The organism is Acinetobacter lactucae, from assembly GCF_013344765.1.
Classification (GTDB): domain Bacteria; phylum Pseudomonadota; class Gammaproteobacteria; order Pseudomonadales; family Moraxellaceae; genus Acinetobacter; species Acinetobacter lactucae_A.
In genome coordinates this window covers 1-25566 of the sequence record NZ_JABVBF010000027.1, presented here as the reverse complement: position 1 = coordinate 25566, position 25566 = coordinate 1, and the positions used below count along the sequence as shown (strand labels likewise).

Annotated in this window: 23 protein-coding genes; 14 read left to right on the top strand and 9 right to left on the bottom strand. The window is 38.6% G+C overall.

The genetic code is table 11. The features are described 5' to 3' along the window. Positions 1 to 51 precede the first annotated feature (51 nt). From HUN22_RS04925 to HUN22_RS04915, 3 genes are read right to left on the bottom strand one after another with little or no spacing between them, the layout of a single operon-like run. Positions 52 to 660: an OB-fold-containig protein gene (locus tag HUN22_RS04925; protein ID WP_005306154.1), complete on the bottom strand. Its 609-nt coding sequence runs from the start codon at positions 658 to 660 to the stop codon at positions 52 to 54. A gap of 25 nt (positions 661 to 685) precedes the next feature. Next, a complete protein-coding gene (locus tag HUN22_RS04920) occupies positions 686 to 994 on the bottom strand; it encodes a Rieske (2Fe-2S) protein (protein ID WP_016145515.1) in 309 nt (102 codons plus the stop codon). Positions 995 to 1010: 16 nt separating this feature from the next. Further along, positions 1011 to 2015, bottom strand: coding sequence for an adenosine kinase (locus tag HUN22_RS04915; RefSeq protein ID WP_017480985.1), 1005 nt, complete (start codon positions 2013 to 2015; stop codon positions 1011 to 1013). A gap of 369 nt (positions 2016 to 2384) precedes the next feature. Here HUN22_RS04915 and HUN22_RS04910 point away from each other — a divergent pair, with 369 nt between their 5' ends. Together HUN22_RS04910 and HUN22_RS04905 are read left to right on the top strand one after the other, a co-directional pair. Beyond that, entirely contained in the window at positions 2385 to 5324 is a 2940-nt protein-coding gene (locus tag HUN22_RS04910; RefSeq protein WP_174726738.1) for an insulinase family protein, read from the top strand. 20 nt (positions 5325 to 5344) lie between these two features. After that, positions 5345 to 6496, top strand: a complete 1152-nt coding sequence (locus HUN22_RS04905; protein WP_174726737.1) for a phospholipase A — start codon at positions 5345 to 5347, stop codon at positions 6494 to 6496. Positions 6497 to 6538: 42 nt separating this feature from the next. On the opposite strand, the gene HUN22_RS04900 is transcribed toward HUN22_RS04905, so the two are convergent. The 3 genes from HUN22_RS04900 to ilvA all read right to left on the bottom strand — a co-directional run bounded on the left by HUN22_RS04900 (position 6539) and on the right by ilvA (position 10237). Then, on the bottom strand, positions 6539 to 7876 hold the full coding sequence (locus HUN22_RS04900; protein ID WP_174726736.1) for a TrkH family potassium uptake protein: 1338 nt from the start codon (positions 7874 to 7876) through the stop codon (positions 6539 to 6541). A gap of 18 nt (positions 7877 to 7894) precedes the next feature. Further along, positions 7895 to 8545, bottom strand: coding sequence for a potassium channel family protein (locus HUN22_RS04895; protein ID WP_174726735.1), 651 nt, complete (start codon positions 8543 to 8545; stop codon positions 7895 to 7897). A gap of 144 nt (positions 8546 to 8689) precedes the next feature. Beyond that, positions 8690 to 10237, bottom strand: coding sequence for a threonine ammonia-lyase, biosynthetic (gene ilvA, locus HUN22_RS04890; protein ID WP_170814121.1), 1548 nt, complete (start codon positions 10235 to 10237; stop codon positions 8690 to 8692). 101 nt (positions 10238 to 10338) lie between these two features. On the opposite strand from ilvA, the gene rpiA reads away from it, so the two are divergent. Then, a complete protein-coding gene (gene rpiA / locus HUN22_RS04885; RefSeq protein WP_004791976.1) occupies positions 10339 to 11010 on the top strand; it encodes a ribose-5-phosphate isomerase RpiA in 672 nt (223 codons plus the stop codon). Next, a complete protein-coding gene (locus HUN22_RS04880) occupies positions 11010 to 11690 on the top strand; it encodes a YgjP family zinc-dependent metalloprotease (RefSeq protein WP_174726734.1) in 681 nt (226 codons plus the stop codon). The genes rpiA and HUN22_RS04880 overlap by 1 nt, the downstream gene beginning before the upstream one ends. Here the strand turns inward: HUN22_RS04880 and HUN22_RS04875 are convergent. Next, entirely contained in the window at positions 11687 to 13207 is a 1521-nt protein-coding gene (locus HUN22_RS04875; RefSeq protein WP_174726733.1) for a hypothetical protein, read from the bottom strand. The genes HUN22_RS04880 and HUN22_RS04875 overlap by 4 nt on opposite strands. Before the next feature lie 184 nt (positions 13208 to 13391). Here HUN22_RS04875 and argC point away from each other — a divergent pair, with 184 nt between their 5' ends. From argC to HUN22_RS04845, 6 genes are all read left to right on the top strand, one after another. Then, positions 13392 to 14447, top strand: a complete 1056-nt coding sequence (argC, locus tag HUN22_RS04870) for an N-acetyl-gamma-glutamyl-phosphate reductase (RefSeq protein ID WP_174726732.1) — start codon at positions 13392 to 13394, stop codon at positions 14445 to 14447. Between the two features lie 75 nt (positions 14448 to 14522). Then, positions 14523 to 15281 (top strand): DUF6776 family protein, encoded by a 759-nt coding sequence (locus tag HUN22_RS04865; protein ID WP_174726731.1) that lies wholly within the window; start codon positions 14523 to 14525, stop codon positions 15279 to 15281. A 9-nt stretch (positions 15282 to 15290) separates the two neighbouring features. Beyond that, a complete protein-coding gene (gene clpS, locus HUN22_RS04860) occupies positions 15291 to 15704 on the top strand; it encodes an ATP-dependent Clp protease adapter ClpS (protein WP_002121129.1) in 414 nt (137 codons plus the stop codon). Positions 15705 to 15713: 9 nt separating this feature from the next. Continuing rightward, the gene (gene clpA / locus HUN22_RS04855) at positions 15714 to 17990 is read left to right on the top strand and encodes an ATP-dependent Clp protease ATP-binding subunit ClpA (RefSeq protein ID WP_005073979.1); all 2277 of its coding nucleotides are present in this window, start codon (positions 15714 to 15716) and stop codon (positions 17988 to 17990) included. Positions 17991 to 17993: 3 nt separating this feature from the next. After that, positions 17994 to 18356 carry a YnfA family protein gene (locus tag HUN22_RS04850; protein ID WP_151748165.1) on the top strand — a complete coding sequence of 121 codons (363 nt, stop codon included), beginning with the start codon at positions 17994 to 17996 and terminating at the stop codon, positions 18354 to 18356. A 425-nt stretch (positions 18357 to 18781) separates the two neighbouring features. After that, positions 18782 to 19837, top strand: coding sequence for a 3-deoxy-7-phosphoheptulonate synthase (locus tag HUN22_RS04845; protein WP_174726730.1), 1056 nt, complete (start codon positions 18782 to 18784; stop codon positions 19835 to 19837). 48 nt (positions 19838 to 19885) lie between these two features. On the opposite strand, the gene HUN22_RS04840 is transcribed toward HUN22_RS04845, so the two are convergent. Then, positions 19886 to 20803, bottom strand: coding sequence for an alpha/beta fold hydrolase (locus tag HUN22_RS04840; RefSeq protein WP_174726729.1), 918 nt, complete (start codon positions 20801 to 20803; stop codon positions 19886 to 19888). A gap of 2 nt (positions 20804 to 20805) precedes the next feature. Continuing rightward, positions 20806 to 21366 carry a PadR family transcriptional regulator gene (locus HUN22_RS04835; protein WP_174726739.1) on the bottom strand — a complete coding sequence of 187 codons (561 nt, stop codon included), beginning with the start codon at positions 21364 to 21366 and terminating at the stop codon, positions 20806 to 20808. A gap of 135 nt (positions 21367 to 21501) precedes the next feature. Here HUN22_RS04835 and HUN22_RS04830 point away from each other — a divergent pair, with 135 nt between their 5' ends. The 4 genes from HUN22_RS04830 to HUN22_RS04815 form a co-directional block, all read left to right on the top strand. Then, positions 21502 to 23526 carry an NADPH-dependent 2,4-dienoyl-CoA reductase gene (locus HUN22_RS04830; protein WP_174726728.1) on the top strand — a complete coding sequence of 675 codons (2025 nt, stop codon included), beginning with the start codon at positions 21502 to 21504 and terminating at the stop codon, positions 23524 to 23526. Between the two features lie 70 nt (positions 23527 to 23596). After that, a complete protein-coding gene (locus tag HUN22_RS04825; RefSeq protein ID WP_174726727.1) occupies positions 23597 to 24004 on the top strand; it encodes a nuclear transport factor 2 family protein in 408 nt (135 codons plus the stop codon). A gap of 38 nt (positions 24005 to 24042) precedes the next feature. Next, complete coding sequence (locus tag HUN22_RS04820; protein WP_174726726.1) at positions 24043 to 24759, top strand: SGNH/GDSL hydrolase family protein; 717 nt, start codon at positions 24043 to 24045, stop codon at positions 24757 to 24759. 19 nt (positions 24760 to 24778) lie between these two features. Next, positions 24779 to 25566 (top strand): alpha/beta hydrolase (locus tag HUN22_RS04815; RefSeq protein WP_174726725.1); only part of this gene is annotated, 788 nt, incomplete at its 3' end.

The following is a 25566-nucleotide window of genomic DNA, read 5'->3' as shown; positions in this document are numbered from 1 at the left end:
GCGTAATAAAGCCTACTAAAAGCAGTAAGTAAATAGAATAGTAGTGAGAATTTAATCGGGGGCGAAAAGATCGTTTGATACAGAAATTTTCTTGGCTACATAATGGCTTTTATGTACTCTGACAAGAATAACCTGAGAGTATAATTCGAGTTCGCCGTATTCTGGTTCGACTTGAACGTAATGGAGCTGTCCAAATTCATCACGCACACGAGCTTGTGCAGAAAATCCAGGTCTGGCATTACCACTAGAAATTGTTGCTAATCGCCCTAAAAGATTATAGTTGGTATGAGTAAGCTTGGGCTTAATCACTTGGTCAAGGCAGTGAATCATGAACACCGTAAAAAAGATTGCGATGACAAGTGCCGGGACGATTAAATAAAACGGTGAAATAAAGTAATGCTGAATTGCAAAAAAAGAGAGCTGTAAAAAATAACCTGCATAACTGAAATTGATGAGTAAAAAAACGAAAATTAAAGCTTTAGAAAATTTAACATTAAGTAGAGGTGAATTAGACAGCCAATCTGGTGCAATTTTTTTAAGTAATTGACTTGGACGGAGTCCAATATACATACCAATGGTTTCTACCACGCTGAGTAATATCAAAGCCACTACACTTAAGTGAAATGGCATAAGATAATAATTGAAAAAGAAATCAGCCATGGCAGAAACTCTAATGTTGATCGCTTCAGTCTACGATATAGATACCGCCATCTGAATGTACTTTAAGCTCAACTTTATTTAAAAAATCGCCTAAACATGGTCCGGAAATACATTCACCTGTTTCCACGGTAAATAAAGCACCATGAGTAGAGCATTGGATGTATTCTTGGTCTTGATCAAGAAATTGATTTTCTAAATATTCAAGTTCTGTTTGCAGATGAGGGCATAAGTTTTGATAAGCATAGAATGCGCCATCACGTTGCGTAATGAAAATAGTCGTTCCTTGTAAAGTGTCAAAAGCTCTAGCTTCACGCTCAGGAACTTCTTCCGTCATACAGATCCTTTCCATTTCAAGCACATTCCTTCTGAAAATTTTCAAGAAGTTTAGCATAATCATTAATCGCTAAACGTGGGCCAAATTGAGAAACAACTTCACTCGAAATCAAGACAGCTAACTGTGCAGCAGCATTCAAATCTTGATGATGATTTAGGGCATAAAGGAATGCGCCTGCAAATGCATCACCTGCACCATTTGTATCAACGGCTTCTACATGACGACCTGCAACATGGAAATGTTGAGTAGAGTTAGAGACTAAGGCACCTTTAGCACTTTGTGTAATGACTACTGTATGATTTTTAAAACGTAATTGAGCAAGAGCGTCTTCTACAGTTGTTGTATTGGTATACATTAAGGCTTCTTGTTCATTACAAAATAGTAAATCTACACCATCATCCATGAGCTCTTCTAAGCCCTCGCGAGCGTATTGCACCATCGCAGGATCCGATAAAGATAAAGCAATCTTAACACCATTTGCTTTGGCAATTTCTCTGGCTTGTTTTACAGCTTTACGCGCTGTTTCACTTGTAGAAAGATAACCTTCAATATAAAGCCATTTTGCTGTTTTTAATGGTTCAAAGTCGATTTGATCTTGAGAAAGTTCAGCAGTGATACCTAAATAGGTGTGCATTGTACGTTCAGAGTCAGGACTAATGAGTACCATGCAAGTACCTGTCACGCCTTCACTGATCGATTTTGGAGTGGTCTGGATCCCAGCTTCATTTAAACCTTGTAGATAAATTGAACCTAAATCATCATTACCAACGCGGCAACCATAAAAAGCACTTCCGCCTAATGCACTAAAGGCCACGGTCGTATTTGCTGCTGAGCCACCACTCGCTTGACCTTTGTAGTCTTGATGCTGTTTCAACTCTGCATAAAGAGCAGATTGAGTGTCACCATCGGACAACTGCATGGTGCCTTTTTGCAAGCCTTGCTGACTAAGAAAATCATCAGACACTTTAAATTCTTGGTCGATTAATGCATTACCAATTGCAAAAAGATCTACAGTTGCCATATGTGTTGTCACAAAATAAAAAATCAGGTAACTAAGTTTACACCATTGCTTGGATTTGCTGTAGTTTGTTGAATAAAATTCAGTTAAATCAAAAATTAGTGGAGAAATATTGTTGTTAGAAGATTTCTTAGATCAGTGAGATAAACTTGATAAGCTTTTTTATTCAATATCTATCTCATACATAGAATTAAAAGCTTCTGTTCTGTTAGGATAAAACATTCATGGCTATGTGCTTGATATCAAAGCCGTGCTGATGAAAACTAATACTCAACAAAAACATAGTATTTTACTTGGCTTTTGTTCGCCAATCTCTAGCTGACTCAGGCTATAATGAGACTTATTCACTTATCCGATATGTTAGGAGATCACATGACTGTAGATGTCACTGAAACCATTTCTCAAACTGTTCACCCTGCGTTTCAGTTGCTACGTCAGCACCATGTAGAAGCATTAGATATTTTAGTGTCTGAATATAAGCATAAAGTCACAGGTGCGATGCATTATCACTTGGCAACTGATTATGATGAAAATGTATTTCTTGTTGCTTTTAGAACACAGCCTATGGACTCTAAAGGCACGGCACATATTTTAGAACATACGGCTTTGTGTGGATCTGAAAAGTTTCCGGTACGTGATCCATTCTTTTTAATGATTCGTCGTTCTTTAAATACTTTTATGAACGCGTTTACAGCAGCAGATTGGACTGCATATCCATTTGCTACTCAAAACAAAAAAGATTTCCAAAACTTACTTTCTGTTTATCTTGATGCGGCATTTGCTGCCAATTTGAATCCACTTGATTTTGCTCAAGAAGGTATTCGTATTGAACTTGAAAATGGCCAACCTGTTTATAAAGGTGTTGTTTTTAATGAAATGAAAGGTGCGATGAGTGCGCCGTCTGACCAGCTTTATCATCAGTTGGCTCATCACTTATTCCCTGAAACAACCTATCATTACAACTCAGGTGGTGACCCGAAAGATATTCCTGATTTAACGTATGAGCAGTTAGTCGATTTTTATAAAGTACATTACCACCCAAGTAATGCTGTATTCATGACCTTTGGTAATCAAACCGCATATGAGCTGCAAGAGCAATTTGAAAAACTAGCTCTACATAAGTTTTCCGCGGGTACAACTTTATATTCTAAGCCTGAAAAACGTTTAGCTGCGCCAATTGAAGTAACAGAAAACTATGGTGTTGATAGCGATGATTTAAAAGATAAGACTTATCATGTTCTATCTTGGTTATTGCCAGAAGCAAATGACATTAAATTGCGTTTAGGAATGCGTTTAGTTGAAGGGATTTTGTTAGAAAATTCGGCTTCTCCACTACGTCATTACCTAGAAACTTGTGGTTATGCTCAATCTACAGGTCCATTAATGGGCGTAGACGATAGTAATTTTGAAATGACTTTCTATTGTGGCGTTCAAGGTTCAAATCCTGAGCATGCGCAAAGCTTTAGAGATGGTGTTTTAAATATTCTGCGTGATGTTGCTGCTAAACCAATTGATAGTAATTTAGTCGATGCAATTTTGCATCAAATCGAGTTACATCAACGTGAAATTAATGGTGATGGTACACCATATGGTTTAAGTCTAATTTTAAATGGTTTAAGTGGTGCAATTCACCATAGTGATCCAATTCAAATTTGGGACGTTGACAGCGCAATTGCACAGGTTAAAGAAGAGTTGAAAGACCCAATGTGGCTATCAAATCTGATTCAAACACATTTGCTCGACAACCCTCATCGCGTACAGATGACTTTAGTTCCAGATCCGACCAAGTCTGTAAAAGAGCAAGAAGCGGAAAAAGTTCGTTTAGCAGCCATTGGTGAAAAGCTAACAGACGCTGATAAGGCTGAAATCATTGCTAAGACCAAAGCTCTAGAGGAACGTCAGGATACTCCAGACAACCTTGAATTATTACCGAAAGTAGGCTTGGAAGATGTACCTGCTGACTTGCATATTGTGCAAGGACAGTTACGCGAAATTATTTGTAATCGTATGGATACACCGTTGAACTTGTACCATGCGGGTACTAACGGTATTTACTATCAACAAGTACTCATTCAGATTCCTGAAGATATTGTGAAGTCACCTTATTTCAATTTGCTTTCTATTTTGATGGGTGAAGTAGGTGCAGGTGAGTATGACTATCTTGAACTGCAAAACTTACAAACGGCTGTAAGTGGTGGTTTGGGAATGGGTGCTTCATTACGTAGTAAAGTTGACGATAAAGATAAAATTAGTGCTTGGCTGACTTTAACGACTAAATCGTTGACTCAGAAATTTGATGCAATTCATTTATTAAAATTAGCGTTTGAACAGCTTCGATTTGATGAGAAAGAACGAATTATCGAGTTACTGCAACAGCGTAAAACACGTTGGCAATCTCGTTTATCTGGATCAGGTCATAGTTATGCAATGCAAATCGCATCGCGTAATATGAGTGCCTTGGCTCAACGTGACTATCACAACACGGGTTTAGGTGCTTTGAATTGGTTAGGCGAGCTTGTTGCTAAAATTACTCAAGATGATGCTGCTTATGATGAATTAATTGCAGAATTAAAGCGTATTCATAGCAAATTATTGCAAGCACCTAAACAGTTCTTACTTGTGTGTGAAGAACATCAATCTGAACGTTTGGTTGAAGAAATCCAGAATGTTTGGGATAAGTTAAATGTTGATACAGCTACAACTGAGTTAACTCCAGTAGAACAAACTAATGATAATAATCATGAAGCGTGGTTAATTCAGGCAAATGTCCAATTCTGTGCGTCTGCATATCAAGCGGTAGAAGTGTCGCATCCAGATGCGGCTCCATTAATGGTATTGGCAGCTTATTTACGTAATGGATTCTTGCACAGTGCTATCCGTGAAAAAGGTGGCGCTTATGGTGGCGGTGCTAGTTATGATGGAAATGCATGTTCATTCCGTTTCTTTAGCTACCGTGACCCACGTTTAGCAGAGACTTTTAAAGACTTTGAAGCAAGTGTGCAATGGTTATTAAATACAGAGCAACAACCTCATCAGCTTGAAGAAGCGATTCTTGGTTTAGTGGCAAGTATGGATAAACCAGGCTCTCCAGCGGGTGAGGCGATTACAGCATGTTATGCATTGTTGCATGCAAGAACACCAGCTTTCCGCCGTACCTTACGTGAAAGATTGTTGCATGTAACATTAGATGATTTACAACGCGTTACTCGTCAATATTTAGTAGAGCAAGCCCCTGTAAAAGCTGTAGTTGCACCATTTGCCAAACGTGATGAATTGCAGCAATTAGGTTTTACCATTCAACAAGTTAATTAAAATAAAAATTGGAGATGAACATGGCGTTCAGACAATTTGAACGCACACCTTTACAGCTAAGCATGGGAATCGTGCTTAGCTGTTTGTGTGCGTCCGTGACATATGCTGATACCTTGGCACCTGTAACCCCTGCGACAGTAGATGCATGTGTTGCTCTTGCTTCGAATGCTGATCGTCTGGCTTGTTATGACTCTGTATTTAAACCAGCAGCTTTACCAGTTATTCAAGCTGCGGCTGTACCAGAGCCTGTTAAAAAAATTGATGCACCTGCTGTTCCACCTGAAACATTTAAAGAGAAGGTGGTAGATACAGTGAGTAATATCAAAATAATTGGTAAAGCGCCTACACTTGAACCTACTACTTCTTTGCTAGATCAACGTTGGGAGTTATCTGAAAAAAGTAAACTCGGTGTTTGGAATATTCGTGCTTATCAGCCAGTCTATTTACTACCTGTATTTTGGACCAGTGATAAGAATGAATTCCCGAGTAGTCCAAATCCAAATAATACTGTAACGGATGCTCAGAATCTGAAATCAACAGAAAGTAAGTTTCAGATTTCGTTGAAAACCAAAGCTTGGGAAAATATTTTTGGAAATAATGGTGATTTGTGGGTAGGGTATACACAATCTTCACGCTGGCAGACGTTCAATGCTGAAGAATCTCGCCCATTCCGTGAAACGAACTATGAGCCAGAAGCAAGTTTAATGTTTAGAACGAACTATGAATTGCTTGGTTTAGATGGACGGTTGCTCGGGGTTACCTTAAACCATCAGTCAAATGGTCGTTCAGATCCATTGTCTCGTAGCTGGAACCGTGTAATTTTTAATGTTGGATTAGAGCGTGGTAACTTTGCTTTAATGCTTCGTCCATGGATTCGTCTTGAAGAAGATAGTAAAGATGATAATAATCCGGATATGGAAGATTACATTGGTCGTGGTGATTTAACAGCATTTTATAAGTGGAAGCAGAATGACTTCTCTTTAATGCTGCGTCACTCTTTGAAAGGTGGTGATGATTCTCATGGTGCTGTTCAATTTGATTGGGCATTTCCAATCAGTGGCAAACTGCGTGGACATTTCCAGCTGTTTAATGGTTATGGCGAAAGTTTAATTGACTATAACCATCGAGCAACATATGCGGGCTTGGGTGTTTCACTCATGAATTGGTATTAAAATGAAATAAAAAAATGCCGCTTTAGAAGCGGCATTTTTTTATTAACCAATTTGAATATTGGCTTGAGGATGTTTGAGTCGACTCTTTTTAGGAGTAGCGATTAAATAGGCGAGTGTTAAAGGTCCAAGTCGCCCAGCAAACATAAGTAGACTTAAAATAAATAAACTACCATTATGTAAATCTGGCGTGATTCCACGAGAGAGACCTACGGTACAAGCTGCTGAAACAACTTCAAAAAGCAAATTCATAAAATCTGCTTTAGGTTCCAAAAGTAAAATAATAAAGAATCCAAGAAAAATAAGTATGCTAGTAATAGCAGTCACAGCTAGTGCTTTATAAGTAGTTTCATGAGATACGGAATGATTGAATATTCTAATTTCATCTGTGCGTCGTAAAAAAGAAATTACACTCAGCACTAAAATGACAAATGTTCCAACTTTGATTCCACCTGCTGTACTGAGTGAGCCACCACCAATAAACATCAGTAGCATCATTAGTAAGGAGCTACTGTTGGTCATCGCACCTGTATCAATGGTATTAAAACCTGAAGATCGAGGGACTGTTGCTTGAAACCAAGCATTTAATGCTTGTTCACCTGAGTTTAACGTCCCTAACGTTGCAGGATTTTGAGCTTCTAAAGCCCAGATTAAAATAAAGGCAACTAAGTTAATAATTGCAATAGTTATAAGAATAAGCTTGCTATTTGGTGTTAGTTTTTTCCATCTTTTGTTTTGCTTAATGTCCATGAGCACTAAAAAACCAAGACCACCTAAGGTATAAAGAATGCTAATGGTTATACAAATAATATAGTTGCTCTGAAAGTTGACTAAACTATTGGAAAATAATGAAAAACCTGCATTGTTGAATGAGGAGATACTGTAAAAAACTGCATAATATAAACCACGTGCAAATCCATATGTTGGTGCAAAAGCAGCGGTAAGAATAATTGTACCAATCAGCTCAAAAATAAGGGTGTAGGTGACAACTCCTTTAGCAACAAAAGTAACTTTCGATAGGCTCGTTTGTCCGAGACTATCTTGAGCCATCATTTGCTGTTTAAGACCAACTTTGGGTGACAAGCTTAATGCGGCCAATATCGCAAAAGTCATAAAACCCAAACCGCCAGACTGGATCAGCAATAAAATAATAGTTTGCCCAAAGAGGGTAAAAGACTCATGAATATTTAAAACAGATAGGCCGGTAATTGTAACTGCTGAGGTAGCTGTAAAAAGCGCATCCATCCAGCTGACATTGCCTGTATTCGCAAATGGTAATTTAAGCAACAAAGTGCCAAAAGTAATAAAACCTAAAAATCCTAGTGCTAAGAGTGAAGGCGGGCTTAAATTTAACGTTTTATGTGACTTGGGATATATAGACATATTTTAGAGTTCGTTTTCTTATATAAAGCAATTGGAAAGTTTCTTTAATTGCGATAAATGACCTTCTAAAATAAGAATATCATGTGTTTGCAAGGTGAAATTTTCTTCTGTCTCAAACAAAATTTGCTGTTGTCTTTTAACGAGCAATGTTTTGACCTGAGGCGCTTGCTGCATAATGCCATAGAGGTTGATGCCGTTAAGCCTATCTGGGATTTCAATTTTTATAATATAATGGTCATCGTCTAAAGACATATAACGACTCACCATCGGATAATTTAAGGCTTGAGCAACTCTTACACCCATATCTTCTTCAGGATGAATTATTTTATTAATATTGAGGTGTGACAAAATAGTGTGATGAGCTTTGGTTTTTGCTTTTACCCAAATTTTATCAATTCCCAGATTTTTTAAATTCAGCACACATAAAATACTGGCTTCAATATCTTCGCCAATTGCAACCACAACGGCATCACAATTTTGAATATTCAGTTCATCAAGTACGTGTTCGTCAGTCGCATCGGCAATGACGGCATGAGTTAAAACGTCAGCAAGGTTCTCGACATTCTTTTTTACCGTATCGATGCCAATAACATCATGATTTAATTTTGTGAGTTCTTGAGCAACTGTTGCTCCAAAACTACCTAAGCCGATGACTGCGAACTGTGCCATGTTGGTCCTTTTTTTCCAAGTTAGATCATTATTTTTAAGGATATTTTCTTTAAGATAAAGAGAGGCAATGTAAAGATGATAGAAATTAAAAGAATTGTATAAAAAAGCCGACAACTTTGTCGGCTCGTTCAACAAAATTAAAGATTATTTCAAGAAACGTTTATAACCGACATTATCAGTAATTTCTGCATACGGATAATTAATCTGCTCAAGTGTTTCAATCAATCCATCAGGATTTTGTTTCGCATCGGTTGCTTGCAAGCCCACTAAAACACGTCCCTCTGCTGCACCATGGTTACGGTAATGGAAGAGAGTGATGTTGTGGGTTGGACCTAAACGAGTTAAGAATGTTAAGAGCGCACCCGGACGTTCAGGGAACTCAACACGGAACAACCTTTCATCGTCCAGATTTGCATGACCGCCAATTAAATAACGAATGTGTAGTTTGGCTACCTCATCATCAGATAGATCATCTACCACATAATTTTGTTGTTTTAGTTGTTCCAAAATTTCATGACGCTCAGCATCTCCACCTTTTAAACTAATACCGACGAATACTTGCGCTTCGTCTGTATTGTTTGCTCGATAGTTAAACTCAGTGATATTGCGACCTTGTAAAGCACGGCAGAAACCTAAGAATGCGCCTTTTTCTTCAGATAAGGTAACCGCATAAATCGCTTCACGTTGCTCACCTAACTCGGTACGTTCAGCAATATAACGTAGACGGTCAAAATTCATATTGGCACCGCATACAATCGACACCATATTTTTATTGCTGATTTTGTGTTCGTGAATATATTTTTTGATACCTGCTAAAGCCATTGCACCAGAAGGTTCAACAATGCTGCGGTTTTCATCAAAGGTATCTTTAATTGCTGCACAGATTTCATCTGTATTTACAGTCACAATATCAGGATCAACAATCGGACCTGAATTATCAGATTTGCGCAAACGAATAATATCAAATGGTAAAGCACCAATTTGTGCAACAGCTGTACCATCTGCAAATAAACCCACATGTGGCAAGATTACGCGTTCATTTGCTTCTAGGGCCGCTTTTAAACAAGCAGACTCTTCATATTCAACGCCAATCACTTTTACGTGCGGTGCAACTTCTCCAAGGTAAGCTGCTACGCCTGAAATAAGACCACCACCACCTACGGCAACAAACACATATTCTACATCACGCCATTGACGTAATATTTCGTTAGCAATTGTACCTTGACCAGCAATGACAAGTTCGTCGTCATAAGGTGGAATAAATACAAGGCCTTCAACTTCGGCACGTTGCTGTGCATATTTATTTGCTATATCAAAACTATCGCCATGTAACACAACTTGACCACCCAAGCGTTTAACTGCTTGAACTTTAATGTCCGGAGTTGTGCTTGGCATAACAATAATCGCTGGAATTCCTAAACGTTGACCTGACAATGCTACGCCTTGAGCATGGTTACCAGCAGATGCACAAATTACCCCGCGTTCGAGTTGTTCTTTTGGTAATTGGCTAATACGGTTATAGGCACCGCGTAATTTAAAAGAAAAAACAGGCTGTAAATCTTCACGCTTAAAACGAATTGTATTGTTTAATTTTTGACTAATTCGTGGAGCTGCTTCGAGAGGTGTTTCAATTGCAACATCATAAACCGTTGCTTGTAAAATTTGTCGTACCACACGAGACAGCATGTTCATCTTCCCTATAACAGTTTAAAATAGGAAATTATTGTAGCAAACCCTTGTGCATTTGCGCCGATTATTGGTGCATAAATGTCAAAAAATAGTTGAGTGATGTCATGAGTCTATATGCAACCCAAGATGAAAAGAAACAAGCTGCTGCGAAAGCTGCTTTAAAACACTTACCCAAAGGTGGCATTTTGGGGGTTGGGACTGGAAGTACAGTAAACTTTCTAATTGATTTATTGCCTGAATTGCAATTAGAAGCAGCTGTGGCAAGTTCTCAAGCAACTGCTGATCGCCTTAAAAAATTAGGCATTGAAGTTGTAGATATGAACCATGTAGGTGGTTTAGATGCCTATGTCGATGGTGCAGATGAGATTGACCGTCATATGCATATGATTAAAGGCGGTGGTGCTGCATTAACACGTGAAAAAATTGTAGCTTCAATTGCTAAGAAATTTGTGTGTATTGTTGATGATTCAAAGTGGGTTGATCAACTTGGCCGTGATTTTCCACTCCCAGTAGAAGTTATTCCAATGGCCCGTTCGGCTGTGGCTCGTAAATTGGTAAGTTTAGGTGGTGATCCGGTTTATCGTGAAGGTGTGGTTACAGATAATGGTAATGTTATTTTAGATGTATTTAATTTGAACATCTTAAACGCAATTGATTTGGAAAAGACCATCAATAATATTCCTGGTGTAGTAACTAACGGTATCTTTGCCTTAAATCCAGCAACGATTGCAATTGTTGCAACAAATAATGGTATTGAAGAGCGTACAGCACAGTAATGTCTGCAAAAATGCCAGAAATTAAAATCGTTCGACACGTAAGAGCAAGAAAATTGCGCTTACGTGTTGAGCCTGCTTCAATCCGCCTTACGGTTCCTTTATTTTGTAGTAAGAAGCAAATTCAGCATTTTTTAGCACAATCTGAACAATGGTTAACCGAGACATGGAATAAGCAACAAAACGTCCAATCGGCATCCATTGAAATTCCTACAGAAATTTATTTCTTTAATAAAAAACAGCCATTTCAAGTGATTGTTCAAAAACAGCACCGTATTTTTCAATTTGATTGGGAAAATAGCTGTTTATTTATTAAAGACACACAGCCATATTTGGCATTGCAAAGTGCAGTTATTGCCTATGCGAAACAAGAGTTACCAGAGCTTTTAAAAGAATTAAGTGAGTACACTAATTTAAATTATAGGGAGTGTACAATTCGCCGCCCGAAAACTCGGTGGGGAAGTTGTAGTAGTCAGCATAATATTATGCTACATGCAGGGCTGGTACTCATGCCACACGAGATTGCTCGTTATGTGGCTATTCATGAATTAGCTCATACTAAACATTTTGACCATAGCCCTGCATTTTGGGCAGAAGTTGAAAAATACGATCCATATTTTCAAAAACATCGCAGACAACTTAAATCAAATCCATTGCCTGCATGGTGGTATGTTTCAGCTTAATTAAAACTACATTCTAGCTGTGTTGTTTGTAAATTATCTGGTGCTTTTCGACTATCTAAACCTGCTTTAGCACTAATAATCTTATTTGCTTTAATAGATAATTGGATAAAGTTGTATTGTTGCGTTGAGTTATTTGGTTCGGCTGAACTTGAATTGAGTAAATAACTTGAGCTGGCAGCATCTGTTTGCAATAAATTATCGGTACTATCAGCACTTAGAGCCGTGCGATAAATTTGTGTTCCTTTACTAAGATCGATTTGGCCATTCCCACGGAAATTAAGCTGACAGCCTGTTGAAGTGTCTTCATAGTGACCAATCAAATAGTCTGTAGCTGGTAGGTTTGGATCTGATAGGTTGATGCTGGTTAGGCCTTGTTTGCATGGGTAGGTCGACCCATTACAAGTCGCTGTGGTGGTAAATCCAACAGCTCTACGATAATCTCCAGCACCATCAATCCGAATAAAGGTCGTTGAATTTACGGTAGGAACAACACCTGTATATTGTTTCTTTTGCAGAAGTTCATAGCCCGTTTGATCTAAAGACTGCTGTGAATTGGCTGTAGCTAATTGCAATGTAGATGCTTTTAGGTTGGTTCCAAAGTAATCGCGCGTTACTTTTTGATTGGCAGCAATATCTAACAATGTATTTTTTGCTGGATCAATATTATCTGGAGCAGGCGTGAAAATAGGGGTAAAGGAGGTTTGATCACCATGAAGTTTTTTACCATCTAAAAAGCCATCTTTTAAATCAGTTGCTAAACTTTTAACGAGTTCTTGGTAGGCTGTTGCTCCACCATGAATCGTTGACCAATATTGTAAGTAACCAAAGCTAAGATAGCTATCCACATATGTACTAGGTTTTATAGTTGAATACCGCAACAAAGTTAAATTCAGAAGGGAATTGGCTGGACTTAAACTTGGAATGTCACCATCTTTAAACGCATTCATTAAGGATTTATAGACATCTTGAGAAGCTAAATCCACATGTAATTGTTCAATACGGGTTGGATCAACTGTCTCTTGAGGGAGTTGCCCCGAACGTATGACCGCTCGTTGGTAAACTGCTTCACTACTTGGGCTAATGAATTGGGTTCTGCTACTTACCGTATTCGGTGTAATAAATGCATGATAAATACCTGACAAATTTTGGTATTGTGAAGTAATTGGGTCAAACACTTGAGATGAGCTTTGAGTTGTAATTTCTACGCGATATAAACGATTCAATTTTGCAGTAGGAATTTTGACATTAAAGCTGTTTAAACTCGCAATTGGAGTATCCACTAGAACAGCGTTATTGGTGTTGTCATATACTTTAAGCTGGATATTACGCATTTCAACAGGGGTTTTTAAAGTGACCTCAGTTGTTGCTTCAGGTGTAGGGTCAACGGGCGTTGGTGTAGTTGGTGAACTGCCTCCACTACTTCCTCCACCTCCGCAACCAGTAAGGGCCACAGTTAAAATTAATGTGCTAAAGCCAAGGTACGTGCATAATTTTGTTTCTTTTGATTGTTGAAGCATCCTAGCTCTCCAAAAATTAATCTGGTATTTATTTACTGATATTTATGTGGTTATGACAGTCCAATAAGTGCTATCTGATTGTCGCTAAAATTAAAAAAATTAAAATTACCAAGCATGAAATGGTTTTGTAAGCTTGGACATCCTGTCATACTACTGCCCAAGTATAGATTCAAAAATTGAGGTAATGCACGTGATTTCTGTCGGAATTGTTGGTGGAACGGGTTATACAGGCGTTGAACTATTACGTATTTTATTACGACATCCTAAAGCGCAGGTTCGAGTTCTTACTTCACGTACAGAAGCGGGCAAACCAGTTGCAGATATGTTCCCTAATTTACGTGGCCATACAGATCTTCAATTTTCAGATTTAAACATTGATGCATTAAAAGAATGTGATGTTGTATTTTTTGCAACTCCGCATGGTGTTGCGATGCAGCATGCCAAAGAGTTGATTGCAGCTGGAACTAAAGTTATTGATTTAGCAGCAGACTTTCGCTTACAAGATCTTGAGCAGTTTGAAAAATGGTATGGCATGGAGCATGCTTGCCCTGATGTATTAAAAGATTCTGTATATGGTCTCACTGAGTTAAACCGTGAAAAAATTAAACAAGCTCAAGTTATTGGTAATCCTGGTTGCTATCCGACGACTGTTCAATTAGGTTTAGCGCCACTGTTAAAATCAGCACAAGCACTGATTGAAACAAAAAATATTATTATTGATGCGAAATCTGGTGTTTCTGGTGCTGGCCGTAAAGCAAGCTTAGGCATGATTTATAGTGAAAACGCAGATAACTTTAAAGCTTATGGTGTTGCTGGTCATCGTCATCATCCGGAAATTGTAGAAGCTCTAGAAAATATTGCAGGACAAAAAGGTGGCTTTGATGGACTCTTGTTTGTTCCGCATCTAGTACCGATGATTCGCGGTATGCTGAGTACAATTTATGTAGATTTGACAGAAGTTGGTAAGCAGATAGACTTACAAGCTTTGTATGAAAACTTCTATGCTAATGAAAAATTCGTAGATGTAATGCCTGCAAATAGTTCACCTGAAACACGTAGTGTACGCGGTGCAAACGAGCTTCGTATTGCTTTGTATAAACCACAACCAAATAAACTGATTATTTTGGCGGCTCAAGATAACCTTGTAAAAGGTGCATCTGGTCAGGCTGTACAAAATATGAACCTTATGTTTGGCTTTAGTGAAGATGAAGGCTTACAAGGGATTGGTTTATTACCATAAAAAACTCTTTTTTGCTTCACACACATTTAAATTTCGATTTAAATGTGTGTCTTGACTCTGATCTTGAACACTGAGATGACGATGCAAAACTCTGGACAGACGACTTCAGTAGAAAGTTCGTTGCAAAAGAAAAATTTTTTAAACACCAATAAGCCTTTGTTTATTGGTGCTGCTATTTTAATGAGTGGTTGTTTTGCGCTCGGCTATACAATTGGGCACCGTCAAGGTTTAACTGTTGTTGGTTACGATGCAGATGCGGAGCAATTGGTTGAAGTGGTGCAAAAGCAAAAAACAGCTTTAGATGCAGTTAACAAAAGCTTAAATGCAGCGGTGCAAGAGCGTGATGTGGCTGTGACGAATGCAAATGATTTGTTTGAAGCGCTTAATCAAGCGAACGCCGATAAAACTCAGCAAGAAGGTATGAGTAATATCTATCGTGAGATTTTGAGACAACGTGGTGGTTTAAGCTTAACGGTTCAAAATCTAGCAATTAAGCCCTTACCTGAAAATGCTTATGAATATCAGCTAGATTTAGTACAAGTAAGTCCAAGTCAGCGCCGTGCTTCTGGCTCAGTAGAGATTAGACTGATTAAAGATACAGAAGTTTTGGTTGTACCACTTGAAGATAAGAACTTTAACTTTTCTGATTTTGAGCGTTTAACTGGCCGTTGGACAATGCCTAAAGGTTTCACGCCACAATTTATTGAAGTGCGTTTAACAGGCGGTTCTGAGACACCAGTTATTAAACGTTTTAGTTGGCAGCGTGGTAAACCTGTCGAAACATCTTCTGCTTTCGTGGCAGAAATTCCTCAAGCTGAAGCAAATTCACAATAGTAACATCCTATGCGAACAAATAAGCGTCAAACAAACTTAAAAGATATCAAGGCTTCTTTTCAGCAGTCTGGCTATGTCGATTGGCACTTCCATCCACGCTTAAGTGATTCGCAAAACGAAGATCATGATGGAGAGGTTGTTGTACAAACAGCTCCTCCTGAACTCAAGCGTCCCCCATTATATGCAGTCGTATTAATGAATGACGATTACACTCCAATGGACTTTGTAATTGAAATTTTACAACAATACTTTGCAATGAATCTTGACCAAGCAACTCAAGTAATGCTAACAGTACACTATGAAGGTAAAGGTATTGCCGGAGTCTATCCAAGAGACATCGCGGAAACTAAGGCAAACCTTGTTAATAATTACGCTCGATCTCAAGGTCATCCATTACTTTGTCAGATTGAGCCTAAAGCATAAGGGGGTTACATGCTCAGTCGTCAATTAGAAGTATCATTACGTTTGGCTGTTAGCATGGCTCGTCAAAAGAGACATGAGTTTCTTACAGTCGAACACTTATTATTAGCATTACTCGACAACGATTCGGCCGTGAATGCACTCAAAGCATGCGGGGCTGATATAGTTTCTTTGCGTAAAGAATTAGAAGAATATGTAGAACAACATACTCCTAAGCTTGGCGAAAATAGCGAGCAAGCTCCACATCCTACAGAAAGTTTTGACCGCATTTTGCAACGTGCTATTTTCCACGTGCAATCAAGTGGTGGCGATCGTACGGTTGAAGGTGCGGATGTTTTGGTCGCAATGTATTCAGAGCGTGATTCTTTTGCTGTGTATTTACTTAAACGTCATCAAATTAATCGTTTGACATTAACTCAATACTTGTCTCATGGCACACGTAAAGACGAAGTGCAAGTTGAAGAAGAAGTTGAAGATATTGAAGGTGAAACTAGCGCAAGCAATGCCGGGCCATTAGAGCTTTATACGCTAAACTTAAATGTTGAAGCGCAAAAAGGTAAAACTGACCCATTGATTGGTCGTGAAAAAGAAATTGAGCGTACAGCACAAATTCTATGCCGCCGTCGCAAAAATAATCCATTGCTTGTAGGTGATCCGGGTGTTGGTAAAACCTCGATTGCTGAAGGACTGGCATGGTTAATTGTGAATGGTAAGGCACCTAAACCTTTAAGTCAGGCTGAAATTTACAGTCTGGATATTGGTGCATTGGTTGCTGGAACCAAATATCGTGGTGACTTTGAAAAACGTTTAAAACAACTGCTTAATGCATTGAAGAAAAATCCAAATGCGATTTTATTCATTGACGAGATTCATATGATCATTGGTGCAGGCTCAAGTATGGGCAGCACAATGGATGCTTCAAATCTCATTAAGCCAGCTTTAGCTAATGGTACTTTACGTTGTATTGGTTCAACGACTTTCCAAGAATATCGTCAGGTTTTTGAAAAAGACCATGCGTTATCACGTCGTTTCCAAAAAATTGATGTCAATGAGCCAAGTATTTCTGAAACGATTGATATTTTACGTGGATTGAAAACTAAGTTTGAAGATTTCCACCACGTACAATATGACGATAAGGCTTTGGTATCGGCTGTAGAGCTTTCTGCTAAGTTCATTAACGATCGTTTCTTGCCAGATAAGGCAATTGATGTGATTGATGAAGCAGGTGCTCAGCGTCGTTTGAAAGCTGAAAGCGATGATAGCTTGATTACGGTAGAGAATATCGAAGACATCGTTTCTAAGATTGCTCGTATTCCGCCAAAAACTGTGTCTAAAGATGATAAGTCAGTGCTTGAAAATCTTGAGCGTGACTTGAAACGTGTAGTTTTTGGTCAAGATGAAGCAATCACTGCATTAGGCTCAGCGATCAAATTATCTCGTGCTGGCTTGAAGTCACCAGATAAGCCTGTGGGTAGTTTTGTTTTTGCTGGCCCAACTGGGGTAGGTAAAACTGAGGTTACTAAACAGCTGGCGAAATTGTTAGGTGTGGAGCTTGTACGTTTCGATATGTCTGAATATATGGAACGTCACGCAGTTTCACGTTTAATTGGTGCACCTCCAGGGTATGTAGGTTATGACCAAGGTGGTTTGCTCACTGATGCAATTCATAAAAACCCGCATTGTGTCTTGTTGCTTGATGAAATTGAGAAAGCACATCCAGATGTGTTTAATCTCTTGCTACAAATCATGGACCATGGTGCGTTGACGGATAACAATGGACGCAAGTCAGACTTTAGAAATGTGATTATTGTTTTGACTACGAATATTGGCGCGGAAAGTATTTCTCGTGCGAGCATTGGTTTTACGGAACAAGATCATAGTTCTGATAACCAAGAAGCGATGAAACGTGCTTTCTCACCAGAGTTCCGTAACCGTCTAGATGGCGTTATTCAATTCAAAGCATTACCAACTACGGTGATTGAGTCTGTAGTCGACAAATTCTTAACAGAATTACAAGCACAATTGGATGAAAAACAAGTTGTCCTTGATGTCGATCAGAGTGCACGAGATTGGTTAGCAACAAACGGTTATGATCGTTTGATGGGTGCTCGTCCAATGCAACGTCTCATTCAAGAGCACTTGAAGAAACCACTCGCTGAAATGATTCTGTTTGGTGAACTTGCAGATCATGGTGGTAATGTAGCTGTATCAGTGAAAAAAGAAGATGGCAAAGCTGTCGGCTTAAAACTTGAAGTTTTTGAAGATCATCATACGGCAGAACCAGCGTAACTTATGTTAATTGATAGTCTTGCTATAACCCGAATACTGAGTGTATTCGGGTTATTTATTATCACAGCAATTGCTGAAATTCTTGGTTGTTATTTTCCCTATCTGATTTTAAAAGAAGGTAAGTCAGCTTGGTTGTGGATACCTACAGCCTTAAGTTTAGCTATCTTTGTATGGCTACTGACCCTACATCCAGCGGCTTCTGGGCGCATTTATGCTGCATATGGCGGTATCTATATTTTTACTGCGCTCATGTGGTTGCGCTTTGTTGATCAGGTTGGATTAACCAGATGGGATCTATTAGGTGGTCTAATTGTGCTTTGTGGAGCTGGCCTAATTATTTTGCAGCCTCAAGGATTGATTCGCTAATAGGTAATTGAATCAAATCTTAAGCGAGAAAATAAGAAGTTTTTTCAAAAAAAAGACTTGTCAAACTCATCAACAATGCGTATTTTAGATTTAAGGAATATTTTTTAATATTTGAGATAAAGATGTTAAATCTATCTGTGAACACTAACGCTTACTATTACTTTTGGCAATTTAGATAGTTGCCTGAGCGTATTCGGGCATGAGAAAGTTGCCCATCACAGTTAATACCTGATCGGCAACCCCGATCAGGTTTTTTTATGCTTTATCTTTTTTGGAATCGAGGAACTTTAAATGAACAACATGACTTATACGTACTTTAGCAACTTTTATTGGTTTTACTTTTGCTTACCTTTACCAACGAATAGATCCAAAACGCTCAAATAAATGATCGGACTGATTAGATTGCAGTCCAAAGGAAAAAACCAATGAATGCCCTAAATACTTTACTGACTCAAACTAATACAAAAGAAACACCAGTTAGTTTACCTATCCAGTTAAAAGCGAAATATCCGCTTGCACACACTTTTGCACGTCAAATTGCCGAACATCGCCAAATTATTCAAAATATTCTTAATGGCAAAGATCATCGTCTAATGGTAATTACAGGGCCTTGTTCAATTCATGATCCAGTTGCAGTACTTGAATACGCTGAAAAACTGCAAAAATTACAAGAAAAAGTTAAAGATCAGATTTTTATCGTGATGCGTACATACATTGAAAAACCACGTACAACAGTGGGCTGGAAGGGCTTCATGTATGATCCAAATTTAGATGGTTCATCAAATTTACAACTTGGTTTAGAAAAGTCTCGTGAACTCTACCTACAGATTATTGAAAAAGGTTTGCCAATTGCCAGTGAAATTTTAAGTCCAATGGCAACTGGCTATTTTGATGATTTATTGGCTTGGGGTGCAATTGGTGCTCGCACAAGCGAATCTCAGATTCACCGTGAAATCTCAAGTCATATGCCATACAGTATTGGTTTCAAGAATGGTACTGATGGTTCTATTCAGATTGCACTAGATGCGATTCAATCCGCGCAGAATGAACATCAATTTTTAGGAATGAATCAACAAGGCTTGCCTTCAGTGATTCAGAGTGCTGGGAATCCATTACCGCACTTGATCTTGCGTGGTGCAAATCATGGACCAAATTACGATTTGGCTTCAATTCAGGCGATTCGCGAAAAATATAAACAAAATCTACCTGCTCTGGTGATTGATTGTAGTCATGGTAATAGTGGTAAAGATCCATTGCGCCAGCCGGAAGTTTTACAGCAAATCGTTGCTGAACGTTTAAAAACACAAGTTCGAGGTGTCATGATTGAAAGTCATTTGGTTGATGGTAACCAAAAGATTTCTTGTGATATGACTTATGGCCAGTCAGTAACTGATGGTTGTTTAGGGTGGGAAAAAACAGAACAACTTTTGTTAAATGTTTCGGAGCAATTAAAAGCGAAAGAGTTAGCTCATTCCGCTTAATTATTTTTAGATTTTAAAAAGGGATCTATAAGTGGATCCCTTTATTTTTTAAGAAGCATGTTTGAGTTCGGATAAGAATGTATTGATTTCATGTCCAAACTTTTTTGGCTCGGTTAATAAAGGTGTATGGCCTGAGCGTTCAAAATATATTGCTTTTGCATGTTCAACACTATGTGCAATCAGCGTCTGCCCAGTTTCTGGATAAAGTGTCGAATTGCGACCAATAAAGAAAGTGGTTGGACATGCTAACTGCTGAATCGCTTCGCGATAATCTTCATTGTGATAAAGATAGTTTTCAACATACCAAAACAAGTAATCTAAACGTTGAATGGGTAATAAATATTTTTGTAAAAAAGGCTGTTTTAAAGCTGTTTTAAAAACTAGCGGACTAAATGGATTGCTACTTTGTAACTCAATAAAATCTACCCATAGACGGACTAGTTCTTGTCGATCTAGAAGCGATAGTTCATAAAGATATTTGGCGTTTTTATGCTTTAATAATAATTGATAAATATCATTTAATAATTGTTTGAACTGAGTGTGAAGGGGGCCGAATAAACCGTATTCCCATGTCGAATCTACTGATATCTTTGGTGTCTGATCAATATGTAAATAGGCTTTTAACTGCTGTGCCAGTTGAGCATGTTTCATACCATGCATAGCAGTTGTCGCACCCATTGAATAACCCATTAAGATAAAGTTATCGAGTTTTAATTGATCTATTAAATGAGCAACATCTTGCCAGTGACTAGAAATCGCATCTTTCTCGGGAATTGCACAATTCTTTGAACCACCGAAACCACGCCAGTCTGGAATAATAAATTCATATTCTTTACGGTTTGCATAGATAAACGGTAGCCACTGCCAACTTTGCATACCAAGGCCTGATAAAACTAAAACAGGCTCACCACGACCAACACGGCGTACAAATAAATTTTCCTGATCGGGCATGGTGTAATACGGCATGGCTATTCTCCAGATGAGTTATCTTGGGCAAAGCATTTTAATTGAGGGATGACTTGTTCCAACCATTTGATCCATTCACTTTCCATCGTAATTCCAAGTTCTAAGATCATTTTGTGGATGTATAACACACGGTCATTTAGATCATCACTGTCTTTAAAATCTTTATCATAAATACTTTGATAAAGTTTGAGCTTCTCTTGATGTAAACCAAGATGTCTTAACAGTTCAGGTAATATCTGATTATTGCTCAATTGTGCTTCTGCACGCAATCTAACCATTAAATCATCACGAAGCTGCGCAGGTTCACTTTGTTGAGTCATCCATGAAGCCAGTTCTATACGTCCCAGTTGTTCGACCTGATAGGTTTTTTTACGGCCATTATCCATTTCATTTTCTAAAGTGGAAACCCAGCCTTTTTTAAGCATGTTATTGAGTTCACGATAAATTTGCTGGTGAGTGGCATTCCAGAAAAAGCCCATTGAGCGGTCAAAGCGGCGGGCAAGTTCAAACCCTGTACTTGGCCGTTCAAGCAAGCTGGTCAATAAAACATGAGGAAGTGACATGGCAATCCAGTTTGTAAGCAAAAGTAAAGTGTGACTCATGAGATTATGCAACATGTTGCATAAAAGTCAAAATTTGATTATAAATTTATGCAACAAGTTGCATTAGCAAGCTTATTGCTAGCCATAGGAGAAAATATGTCAGCTTATCCACATTTATTAAAGCCACTTGATTTAGGCTTTACTACTTTAAAAAATCGTGTGCTTATGGGGTCGATGCACATTGGATTAGAAGAAGCACCGCAAGGATATGAGCGCATGGCTGCGTTTTATGCTGAGCGTGCAAAAGGTGATGTGGGGTTAATTGTAACTGGCGGTGTTTCTCCAAATGATGATGGTGTTGTGTTTAGCCACGGGACCAAACTAGATACAGTTGAAGAAGCTGAAAAACATAAAGTGATTACCCAAGCTGTCCATGAAGCTGGGGGTAAAATTGCTATGCAGATTTTACATACGGGTCGTTATTCTTATCAGGCAAATAACGTTGCACCTTCAGCAATTCAAGCACCGATTAACCCAATTAAGCCAAAAGCTTTAAGTTCTGCAGAAGTGCAACAAACCATTGATGACTTTGCTAACTGTGCCAAACTGGCTCAGTATGCAGGCTATGATGGTGTAGAAATCATGGGCTCTGAAGGGTATTTAATTAATGAGTTTATTGCAGCGCGTACGAACCATCGTGATGATGAATGGGGTGGTAGTTACGAAAATCGTATTCGTTTTCCTATTGAAATTGTAAAGCGCACACGTGCTTTAGTTGGTGAAAATTTTATCATCATTTATCGCCTATCTATGCTTGATTTAGTTGAAGGTGGTTCAAGTTTTGATGAAGTGATTCAGCTTGCAAAAGAAATTGAAAAAGCGGGTGCAACAATTATCAATACGGGCATTGGCTGGCATGAAGCTCGTATCCCAACAATTGCGACCAAAGTTCCGCGTGCTGCATTTACTTGGGTGACTGAAAAGCTTAAAGGTGAAGTCTCTATTCCTTTAATTACTTCTAACCGAATCAATACGCCTGAAATGGCTGAACATGTATTGGCATCTGGTCATGCTGATATGGTGTCTATGGCACGCCCAATGTTAGCTGATGCTGAATTTGTCTTGAAAGCAAGTGAAGGTCGTAGTGATGAAATTAATACTTGTATTGGATGTAACCAAGCGTGTTTAGATCATATTTTCTCAATGAAAATCGCAACGTGTTTAGTCAACCCTCGTGCATGCTATGAAACTGAACTGATTTTTAAAGAAGCTCAGGTTAAAAAGAATATCGCTGTTATTGGCGCAGGTCCAGCAGGGCTGAGTTTTGCAGTATATGCAGCTGATCGCGGGCATCAAGTTAAAGTGTTTGAGGCAAGTCATCAAATTGGTGGTCAATTTAATATTGCAAAAACGGTTCCTGGCAAAGAAGAATTCTACGAAACTTTACGCTACTTTAGCCGTCAAATTGAATTGCGACCAAACATTGAACTTGTATTAAATCATCAAGCGACTTACGAAGAATTAAGCCAAGCAAATTTTGATGAAATTGTGGTTGCAACAGGCGTAACACCTCGTCAATTGCAGTTTGAGGGAATTGATCATCCTAAAGTGCTGAGCTATTTACAAGTTTTAAAAGAGCGTGTGCCAGTAGGACAACGTGTTGCCATTATTGGTGCAGGTGGTATTGGTTTCGACACAGCTGAATATCTTACTCACGAAGGTGAAAGTGGCAGTTTAAACCCAGAAAAGTTCTATGAAGAGTGGGGAATCGATACTCAATATGAACATGTGGGTGGCTTAAAGCAGCCGAAAGTTGAGGCATCTGAACGAGAGATTTATTTATTGCAACGAAAAACTGCTGCTGTAGGCGCTGGTTTAGGTAAAACAACAGGCTGGATTCATCGCACAGGACTAAAAAATCGTCAGGTCAAAATGTTTGCTGGTGTGCAATACGACAAGGTAGATGACCAAGGCTTACATATAACTGTGGATGGGAAACCAAGTGTACTTGAGGTTGATCATGTGGTGATTTGTGCGGGTCAAGAATCTTTCACTGCAATGTATGACCAATTAAAAACAGATGGAAAAAATGTTCATTTAATTGGTGGTGCTAAAGAGGCAGGAGAGCTAGATGCAAAACGTGCAATACGTCAAGGCGCAGAACTAGCAGCGGTGCTATAAATTTTGTGGGGCATTTCTTTATACGGAAATGCCCCTTACTTCATTGGTTAAATTATAGGATATAAAAATAATGACACTTGAAACTACAAAACAGTCTTTAGAAAAATGGCATAAAATGGTTCAGGCAGGTAACTTGTCCGATCTAAATGATTTGCTAGCAGATGAGGTGGTTTTTCGCTCACCAGTTGCTTACAAACCTTATGAAGGAAAGCAGGTCGTTTTCTTCATTCTTACCAATGTCATCCAAGTGTTCGAAAACTTTACTTATCATCGTGAGTTTTATACTGAAGATGGCGAGAATGTAGTGCTTGAATTTAGTGCCAATGTTAGTGGCAAGTCACTAAAAGGTATTGATATGATTCGTTTTAATGAACAAGGCAAAATTATTGATTTTGAAGTAATGATTCGTCCAATGAGTGGTTTAGCGGCATTGGCTGAACAAATGGGTATAAGAATTGCTAAGTTTCAACCTCAATAATTTTAGTAAATAGCCTAAGTAAGATAGAGATCAATAAAATGTGGTTAAAGCTTTCAGCTCTAGCATTGCTTCCTATACTGTTTGTACAGGGAACAAAAGTTCGTAAGAATACGCCACGCTTGCTAGAGGCCAGTGGTGAGAGACAAGGCATCGTTGGCAAGGGAAGACCCCTATCATTGCTTATTTTAGGAGACTCTGCCGCAGCTGGTGTTGGGGTAGAAACCCAAAAAGATGCTTTATCTGGTGCAATTATTTCTGAGTTGCAAGATCAATATTCGATAAGCTGGAAACTGCATGCAAAAACAGGTGATACAACTAAGCGGGTTTTTCAAGCAGTACAGCATTTAGAGCAACAAAATTACGATGTGGTGGTTACGTCGATAGGGGTTAATGATGTAACCAAACTAACCTCAGCAAGTTCATGGATAAAACAACAAAAACAATTATTTCAATATATACAGGCACGTTTTCAGCCTAAGCTCATTATTGTTTCTGGCGTTCCGCCAATGCAGCATTTCCCAGCGTTACCAAATCCATTGGCTTGGTTGTTTGGAAAATATGCGGAACAAATGAATCAGACATTAGATAAATGGTTAGAATCACAAAACCAATTTAGATTCATTCAATATGATATTGAGCATTTTCAAGCGATGAAACTGCCTATGGCAAGTGATGGCTTTCATCCGAGTAAAGAGATTTATGCAATTTGGGGACAACAGGTTGCAGCCTTAGTGCGGCAATCATTTAACTCATAATCAGAGGTAGTGATTGGAAATGGGCATATCTACTTTAAATAAAATTAAAGCTTTCGGTTCAGAATTGTTCGATTCGGTATTAGGTGCTGAACAGCCAAAAATCTATTATGACCCAAATGGGAAAATTAAAGATATTCTGGAGAAATTGCCCCAGCTCAAGCAAAAATATCGGCCCACACCGTGGCTGAGCAACAATCACGTTCATCTTTTATATTTTGATATTATTAGAAAAAAAACCATTAAGCTTGAATATGATCGTATTGATCAGCTCACCATGAAAGATGGTGGCGTAACTGCGATCGCGTGGTATGGCTATCATCTTCCTCCAAATACTCCTACAGTTGTCATTATGCATACTATTACGGGAACACCTGAAAGTATGCGCGAACTTGTAAAAGATATACATCACTATACAGGTTGGAGAATAGCGCTTTGCTTACGCCGTGGGCATGCTGGCTTACCTATGCCTGTACCACAGATCTCTCTTTTTGGGTCAACGAGCGATCTTAAAGAGCAACTTACTCATGTTCAAAACTTGTTTCCAAAATCAGATTTATATGCCGTAGGTTCCTCTGCGGGAACAGGGTTGTTGGTTCGTTATTTGGGTGAGCAAGGCGCAGATACACCATTTAAAGCTGCTTTTGCAATGTGTCCAGGTTATAACACAGAGATTGGCTTTAAAAATGTTCATCCGTTTTATAGCAAAATGATGACCAAAAAATTATTTAAATATTTTATTCATCCTTATCAAAATACATGGAACCAACTTTCTTCTATAGAAAAAGTTCTAGCGACGACAAGTCTTGA

Excerpts from the sequence above, each read along its gene's own strand:
- HUN22_RS04925 (WP_005306154.1), bottom strand. The coding sequence starts at position 660 with ATGGCTGATTTCTTTTTCAATTATTATCTTATGCCATTTCACTTAAGT.
- HUN22_RS04920 (WP_016145515.1), bottom strand. The coding sequence starts at position 994 with ATGACGGAAGAAGTTCCTGAGCGTGAAGCTAGAGCTTTTGACACTTTA.
- HUN22_RS04915 (WP_017480985.1), bottom strand. The coding sequence starts at position 2,015 with ATGGCAACTGTAGATCTTTTTGCAATTGGTAATGCATTAATCGACCAA.
- HUN22_RS04910 (WP_174726738.1), top strand. The coding sequence starts at position 2,385 with ATGACTGTAGATGTCACTGAAACCATTTCTCAAACTGTTCACCCTGCG.
- HUN22_RS04905 (WP_174726737.1), top strand. The coding sequence starts at position 5,345 with ATGGCGTTCAGACAATTTGAACGCACACCTTTACAGCTAAGCATGGGA.
- HUN22_RS04900 (WP_174726736.1), bottom strand. The coding sequence starts at position 7,876 with ATGTCTATATATCCCAAGTCACATAAAACGTTAAATTTAAGCCCGCCT.
- HUN22_RS04895 (WP_174726735.1), bottom strand. The coding sequence starts at position 8,545 with ATGGCACAGTTCGCAGTCATCGGCTTAGGTAGTTTTGGAGCAACAGTT.
- ilvA (WP_170814121.1), bottom strand. The coding sequence starts at position 10,237 with ATGAACATGCTGTCTCGTGTGGTACGACAAATTTTACAAGCAACGGTT.
- rpiA (WP_004791976.1), top strand. The coding sequence starts at position 10,339 with ATGAGTCTATATGCAACCCAAGATGAAAAGAAACAAGCTGCTGCGAAA.
- HUN22_RS04880 (WP_174726734.1), top strand. The coding sequence starts at position 11,010 with ATGTCTGCAAAAATGCCAGAAATTAAAATCGTTCGACACGTAAGAGCA.
- HUN22_RS04875 (WP_174726733.1), bottom strand. The coding sequence starts at position 13,207 with ATGCTTCAACAATCAAAAGAAACAAAATTATGCACGTACCTTGGCTTT.
- argC (WP_174726732.1), top strand. The coding sequence starts at position 13,392 with ATGCACGTGATTTCTGTCGGAATTGTTGGTGGAACGGGTTATACAGGC.
- HUN22_RS04865 (WP_174726731.1), top strand. The coding sequence starts at position 14,523 with ATGACGATGCAAAACTCTGGACAGACGACTTCAGTAGAAAGTTCGTTG.
- clpS (WP_002121129.1), top strand. The coding sequence starts at position 15,291 with ATGCGAACAAATAAGCGTCAAACAAACTTAAAAGATATCAAGGCTTCT.
- clpA (WP_005073979.1), top strand. The coding sequence starts at position 15,714 with ATGCTCAGTCGTCAATTAGAAGTATCATTACGTTTGGCTGTTAGCATG.
- HUN22_RS04850 (WP_151748165.1), top strand. The coding sequence starts at position 17,994 with ATGTTAATTGATAGTCTTGCTATAACCCGAATACTGAGTGTATTCGGG.
- HUN22_RS04845 (WP_174726730.1), top strand. The coding sequence starts at position 18,782 with ATGAATGCCCTAAATACTTTACTGACTCAAACTAATACAAAAGAAACA.
- HUN22_RS04840 (WP_174726729.1), bottom strand. The coding sequence starts at position 20,803 with ATGCCGTATTACACCATGCCCGATCAGGAAAATTTATTTGTACGCCGT.
- HUN22_RS04835 (WP_174726739.1), bottom strand. The coding sequence starts at position 21,366 with ATGTCACTTCCTCATGTTTTATTGACCAGCTTGCTTGAACGGCCAAGT.
- HUN22_RS04830 (WP_174726728.1), top strand. The coding sequence starts at position 21,502 with ATGTCAGCTTATCCACATTTATTAAAGCCACTTGATTTAGGCTTTACT.
- HUN22_RS04825 (WP_174726727.1), top strand. The coding sequence starts at position 23,597 with ATGACACTTGAAACTACAAAACAGTCTTTAGAAAAATGGCATAAAATG.
- HUN22_RS04820 (WP_174726726.1), top strand. The coding sequence starts at position 24,043 with ATGTGGTTAAAGCTTTCAGCTCTAGCATTGCTTCCTATACTGTTTGTA.